Source organism: Pseudoalteromonas sp., from assembly GCF_041613455.1.
GTDB lineage: Bacteria > Pseudomonadota > Gammaproteobacteria > Enterobacterales > Alteromonadaceae > Pseudoalteromonas.
In genome coordinates, this window is sequence record NZ_JBFJHD010000169.1 from 1 (window position 1) to 6,584 (window position 6,584).

The following is a 6,584-nucleotide window of genomic DNA, read 5'->3' on the forward strand; positions in this document are numbered from 1 at the left end:
AATTTTGTCGTATAACGTTTGGGCCACTTGCTAATTCCCTAATCTGTTTGAGTTGCAGCATAACGGTGCTGCAACTTTAATATGTTATTAAATGCGTGAAACGATAGCTGCTGCCACATCGCTTGTGCTGTAACCGGCATTTGGATATATATCTGGTGTGCCAACGCCTGCTTCTACGGCTTCTGCTACTGCTTTTTCAATGGTGCGCGCAGCTTCGTCTTGCCCTAGCGAGTAACGTAGCATTAATGCGGCACTTAAAATTTGTGCTATTGGGTTTGCAACGCCTTTACCTGCAATATCTGGTGCTGAACCGCCTGCTGGCTCGTACAACCCAAAACCCGATTGATTCAAGCTTGCCGAAGGTAATAAGCCCATTGAGCCTGTGATCATCGCGCACTCATCTGACAAAATATCGCCAAATAAGTTATCGCAAAGTAGTACGTCAAACTGGCTAGGCTGCTTAACTAACTGCATAGCGGCGTTATCTACGTAAATGTAATCTAGGCTGACTTCTGGGTAGTCTTTGCTTACTTCGGTGACTACTTCGCGCCATAATACGCTTGATGCAAGTACGTTTGCTTTATCAACAGAGGTAACATGGTTACTACGTAATTTTGCAGCTTCAAAAGCAAAGCGTGCAATACGTTCGATTTCTTTTCGTGAGTATGTTTGCGTATCAAAAGCAGCTTCTTCAGCGCCTTCGCCGCTACGGCCTTTTTCGCCAAAATAAATGCCGCCGGTTAGCTCGCGCACACATAAAATATCAAAACCTTTTTCGCTAATATCAGCGCGAAGTGGTGACGCTGCACTTAATGCAGGTAATAACTGTGCAGGGCGCAAATTACAAAACAAACCAAAGTGCTTACGAAGCGGCAATAACGATGCGCGCTCAGGCTGCTCGTTTGGTGGTAAGTTTTCCCATTTAGGACCGCCTACCGAACCAAATAAAATAGCGTCAGCGTTTTCACACGCTGCAAGTGTGCTCTCTGGTAATGCTTTACCAAATTCATCAATTGCTGCGCCACCAATAGCATGATGCTGACGGTTCAGGGTAAAACCAAACTTATTGCTCACAGCATCAAGTACTTGTTCTGCTGCTGCCATTACTTCTGGGCCAATACCGTCGCCAGCTAATACGGCAACGCTGTAGTTTGTTTTACTCATCCTGCTTTCCTTTGTTGTTTTAAATCAGACACTTTTTGTGCACGATAAATTAAGTTATAAACACGGATCATGGCGCGTACCGACGCTTCAACCACATCCGCTGCAATGCCCGCACCGTGGTAAGGTCGGCCATCGTATTTAGCTATAATATTTACTTGGCCTAATGAGCTTGCACCTTGACCTGTCGCTTCTAAGTTATATTCAATCATTTCAACGCTCATACCGGTTAAGCGCTCAATGGCTGCAAACGAAGCTTCAACTGGGCCATTACCTGTCGCGGCTTCTTGTTTAGCTTCGCCATCAATGCGCATTCCAATCGTAGAGCTTGCTACCGATTGTGAGTTAGAGGCTGAGTTAACAAACTCTAATTGGTATTTTTCGTCTTTGTCGTTAATTTGATTAAAGTAAATCATTGCCTCAAGGTCGTAATCGTATACTGTGCCTTTTTGGTCAGCCAATTCGATAAAGCTTTTGTATAAGCCATCCATATCGTAATCAGATTTTTGATAGCCTAACTCTTCTAGGCGATGCTCAATAACATGACGACCCGAACGCGAAGTCATATTTAATTGGTTACTTGGCACACCAACGCTTTCTGGCGACATAATCTCATAAGTATTTTGCGCTTTTAATACACCGTCTTGGTGAATGCCAGAACTATGCGCAAAGGCGTTTTCGCCAACAATCGCTTTATTTGGTTGTACTGGCATATTACAAATTTTAGCCACTTGACGAGATGCGCGGTAAATTTCTTCACTTTTAATATCTGTGTATACTTTTAAGTGGTCTTTGCGCATTTTCATGATCATCGCCACTTCTTCAAGCGAGCAGTTACCAGCCCGCTCACCAATGCCATTAATAGTACACTCAATTTGGCGTGCGCCGGCTTGCACTGCGGCCACAGAGTTTGCTACAGCTAAACCTAAATCGTTGTGGCAATGCACACTTAAGCGCGCTTTATCAATATTTGGCACGTTATTCATTAAATGGCGGATCATCGCGGCGTATTCGTCTGGCGTTACAAAACCAACGGTATCTGGCAAGTTAATAGTTGAAGCTCCGGCATTAATTACCTGCTCAACAATTTTACATAAATCCCAATGCGGCGTACGACCGGCATCTTCACACGAAAATTCAACATCATCAGTATAGTTACGCGCCAATTTAATTGATTTAACAGCCATTGCCGTTGCATCATCTAGGCTCATACGTAATTTATGTTCAAGGTGCAAAGGGCTTGTAGCAATAAAAGTATGAATACGGCTTTGCTGAGCTGTGCGAAGTGCTTCGCCACAGGCTTCAATGTCTTTGGCAACAGAGCGTGCTAAACCACAAATAATCGGACCTTTTACCTCGGTTGCAATACGTTGCACCGAGCGAAAATCAGCAGGGCTCGAAACCGGAAAACCCACTTCCATCACATCCACATTCAAGCGGCTAATTGTATGCGCTAATTGAATTTTATCATCTTCAGTAAGGCTTGCTTTAAGTGCCTGCTCACCATCACGTAAGGTGGTATCAAAAATCCATACTTTATCTTGCTCTTGCATAACTGCCCCTCATTCCTATGTTACCCAAATTTCAATTAATCCCAGCCGCGAGATAAAAAAAACCCCGCAATTGCGGGGTTTTTAGTGTTCAACTCGATGCAAACACACTAATCCCCGCTCACTGACCATAGCAGTAAGAGGTTAAGTTTTAGTGTAATTAAACGAATAATATGCATCTTGTTTTCTTGTGTGTGTGTTCAGTGAAGCCTATTTTTAACATTACAAAGCGACGGAAGCAAGCATAAAAATTCCACAAAACAGATTTAAAAACGATTCAATTGGGTTTTTTAATTCAACCAAGGCACCTATTAAGAATTAAAATAACAAATACATGACTAGTGACGCTTAAATTAATAAGCACTGCAATATACCGTGCTTATATTAACTTTTTACAATTTTTTTAAGCTATGCTTCTTTACTCGTTTCTCTTACGTAATGCCCGGCTCCACGAGTAATATAACGCAGCTGCCAAATAACGCGCTCAATCAATTCGTCGCGTTGCAATCCTTCTATATCGAGCGCCTCTGCACCCGCATTAAATACGAGCGTTACCATAGATTCCGCCTGAATATAGGCATGCATAGCGTTGCACTTAGTTTCACTTTCTAAATAATGAGCCAGCTCTAAAATAAAATGTTTTACCTCGCGCGCTACTGCGGCTCTAAATGCTTTAGAAGTCCCGGAGCGTTCTCGTAGTAATAATCTAAATTGATTACTTGAGTTATCAATAAACTCCATAAAAGTAACCACTGAGGTATTTATAACACTGCCGCCATCGTTTGCTATTCGTCTGCGAGCTTGACGCATTAGTTGGCGAAGGGTTAAACCGGCTTCGTCTACCATGGTTAAACCTAACTCATCCATGTCTTTAAAATGACGATAAAAAGAAGTTGGGGCAATACCAGCTTCTCGTGCTACTTCGCGTAAACTTAAATTCGAAAAACTATGATCAGCACTCAGCTGATTAAATGCCGCTTGAATTAACGCCTGTCGTGTTTTTTGTTTCTGTTGCGCTCTAACACCCGACATCAACAGCTCCCTGAATTATTTTATATGAATATTTAGTGATATTAGCTCAATTGTACAGTCTAATACTTGACGACAAGAGTTTGAAATACTATTTTAGCTTACAGTTGTACGCTGAGATTGAGAATTATGAATAAACCACCGATTATTTGGACAAACGTCCTATTTTTTAGCCTAACCTTTTTGGCGGCTGCCACACTTGTACCTTGGTACGCCATTAGCTACGGATTTACCAGCGCGCATTGGATTGCTTTTGTAGGCTGCATGTTTTATGCGGGCTTATCAATTACTGCCGGCTACCATCGATTATGGGCACATAAAACCTATAACGCACACCCTGCAGTTGAATTTATTTTTGCGCTTGGCGGTGCTTTTGCGCTGCAAAACAGTGCATTGCATTGGAGTAGCGATCACCGTATACATCACGGTCAAGTTGACGACCCAATAAAAGACCCTTACGCGGCGACCAATGGTTTTTGGTATAGCCATATCGGATGGATGTTACGTGACTACCAAGGCGATAGCTACGGTGATTATAGTAATTGTCGCGACTTACAGCGCAATAAAATTGTTATGTGGCAACACAAACATTACTTAAAGCTTGTGATTGCTATGAACGTAGGCTTGCCTCTAGCACTTGGTTTATTGGTTGGTGATGTGTGGGGGATGTTAATTCTTGCAGGTTTACTACGCTTAGTACTGAGTCAACACTTTACCTTTTTTATAAACTCAGTTGCACATATTTGGGGCTCTCGCCCATACACCGAAAAAAATACGGCACGTGATAACGGCTTTTTAGCGTTATTTACATACGGTGAGGGGTATCACAACTTCCACCATATTTTTGCAAGCGACTACCGTAATGGTATTAAGTGGTTTCATTACGATCCAACAAAATGGATGATCCGCTCTTTAGCAGCTGTTGGTTTAGCCAATAAGTTAAAGCGTACTCCTGTTGAACGTATAGAAAAAGCGAAGGCCGAAACGCTCATGAGCAAAACGCAAACGCGTCTTGCAAAATTGCCTTTAGCACAAGATAAGATTACATTATTACAACAAGAGTACGATTTACTGCTGAAAAAACTGCAAAATTATTGTTCACTACAAAAACAAGTGTTAGAAGTTAAAAAAAATAACATGGCAAAGCAGTGTGAACGCTCAGCATTAATGGCACAATACCATGAGTTGGAAGCCGCCTGGGAAAATCAAAAACAGGCATGGCTAGCACTTAATGCGAGGTTATTAAAAGCCTCTTTTAGTTAATATAGGAGTGGCTGTGGCCAAACAACCAGAAAAGAAAAAAACACCCGTGACATACCAATATGATGCAGTAATTATTGGCACGGGTCCTGGCGGTGAAGGTACCGCTATGAACCTTTCAAAAAATAACAAAAAAGTGGCTGTTATTGAACGCCACGAAGCCGTAGGTGGGGGCTGTGTACATTGGGGAACCATTCCCTCTAAAGCCCTACGTCACTCGGTTAGCCGTTATATAGAATATAAAACAAACCCTTTATTTAATACCGGTGATCGACTTGCTCGACTCACTTTTCCTGACATTTTACGCCATGCCAGCTCAGTTATTTCTAAGCAGTCTAATTTACGTAGCAGTTTTTACGACCGTAACCGTATTCAAATGTTTCAAGGTGACGCGCGTTTTATTGATAAACATACAGTTGAAGTAACTCGCCAAGATGGTTCAACTGAGCGTTTAACGGCCAAGACTATTGTTATTGCTACAGGTTCGCGCCCATACCGTCCGCCAGAAGTAGACTTTACCCATTCTCGTATTTACGACAGCGATACTATTTTAGGGTTAACCCACGATCCACATCGCGTACTTATTTATGGTGCGGGTGTAATTGGTTGTGAGTATGCCTCTATTTTTAAAGGCTTAGGTGCCAAAGTTGATTTAGTTAACACTCGCGACCGCCTACTTGCCTTTATGGACACAGAAATATCTGACGCGCTGAGTTATCACTTTTGGAATAGCGGTATTGTAATTCGTCATAACGAAGAGTTTGATCATATTGAAACCCGTGATGACTGTGTAATTATGCATTTAAAATCGGGTAAACGCGTAAAAGCTGACTGTATTTTGTTTGCTAATGGCCGCACCGGTAATACCGACAAGCTTAACCTTGAAGCAATTGGCTTAAAACCTGATAGCCGTGGTCAGTTAAAAGTAAACGAAACCTATCAAACCGAAATTGACAACGTATACGCTGTAGGCGATGTGATTGGTTACCCAAGCCTAGCGAGTGCCGCATTTGACCAAGGCCGTATTGCAGCTGATGCAATTTCTTGTGGCAACTGTGATGAAAAACTGATTATTGATATTCCAGCGGGTATTTATACTATTCCTGAAATGAGCTCAGTAGGTAAAACCGAGCAGCAACTTACTGCTGCTAAAGTTCCGTATGAAGTAGGTCGTGCGCAATTTAAACACCTTGCGCGTGCGCAAATTGCGGGTACTGAAGTGGGTACTTTAAAAATATTATTTCATACAGAAACCAAAGAAGTACTGGGTGTACATTGCTTTGGTGAGCGCGCCTCAGAAATTGTCCACATTGGCCAAGCCATAATGGAGCAAAAAAATGGCGGCAATAATATTGAATACTTTGTAAATACCACTTTTAACTACCCAACTATGGCTGAAGCCTACCGAGTTGCAGCGTTAAATGGATTAAATCGCTTATTTAAATAAAGCTTTTAAGCTAAGAATAACCTATGTAATGCGGTTATTTGATAAATAGGCAATAACGACACATAAGTGCCAAACACGCCCTATTAAAAAGCCCGCTTACTAAAAATAGTAAGCGGGCTTTTTGTTGTTTAGCATGC

Annotated in this window: 5 protein-coding genes; 2 read left to right on the forward strand and 3 right to left on the reverse strand. The window is 42.0% G+C overall.

Annotation, left to right across the window (positions count from 1 at the left end; all coding sequences use genetic code 11):
• Positions 1-87: 87 nt before the first annotated feature.
• From leuB to fabR, 3 genes are all read right to left on the reverse strand, one after another.
• The gene (gene leuB / locus ABYB02_RS13120; protein WP_372762888.1) at positions 88-1,164 is read right to left on the reverse strand and encodes a 3-isopropylmalate dehydrogenase; all 1,077 of its coding nucleotides are present in this window, start codon (positions 1,162-1,164) and stop codon (positions 88-90) included.
• Entirely contained in the window at positions 1,161-2,714 is a 1,554-nt protein-coding gene (gene leuA / locus ABYB02_RS13125) for a 2-isopropylmalate synthase (RefSeq protein ID WP_372762889.1), read from the reverse strand. The genes leuB and leuA overlap by 4 nt, the downstream gene beginning before the upstream one ends.
• A 405-nt stretch (positions 2,715-3,119) precedes the next feature.
• Complete coding sequence (gene fabR / locus ABYB02_RS13130; RefSeq protein ID WP_002961087.1) at positions 3,120-3,743, reverse strand: HTH-type transcriptional repressor FabR; 624 nt, start codon at positions 3,741-3,743, stop codon at positions 3,120-3,122.
• 126 nt (positions 3,744-3,869) lie between these two features.
• Here fabR and ABYB02_RS13135 point away from each other — a divergent pair, with 126 nt between their 5' ends.
• On the forward strand, positions 3,870-5,003 hold the full coding sequence (locus ABYB02_RS13135) for an acyl-CoA desaturase (RefSeq protein WP_372762890.1): 1,134 nt from the start codon (positions 3,870-3,872) through the stop codon (positions 5,001-5,003).
• Between the two features lie 13 nt (positions 5,004-5,016).
• A complete protein-coding gene (gene sthA, locus ABYB02_RS13140) occupies positions 5,017-6,447 on the forward strand; it encodes a Si-specific NAD(P)(+) transhydrogenase (protein ID WP_172459241.1) in 1,431 nt (476 codons plus the stop codon).
• Positions 6,448-6,584: the final 137 nt, after the last annotated feature.

Coding starts and splice junctions, on each gene's coding strand:
- leuB (WP_372762888.1), bottom strand. CDS start 1,164: ATGAGTAAAACAAACTACAGCGTTGCCGTATTAGCTGGCGACGGTATT.
- leuA (WP_372762889.1), bottom strand. CDS start 2,714: ATGCAAGAGCAAGATAAAGTATGGATTTTTGATACCACCTTACGTGAT.
- ABYB02_RS13135 (WP_372762890.1), top strand. CDS start 3,870: ATGAATAAACCACCGATTATTTGGACAAACGTCCTATTTTTTAGCCTA.
- fabR (WP_002961087.1), bottom strand. CDS start 3,743: ATGTCGGGTGTTAGAGCGCAACAGAAACAAAAAACACGACAGGCGTTA.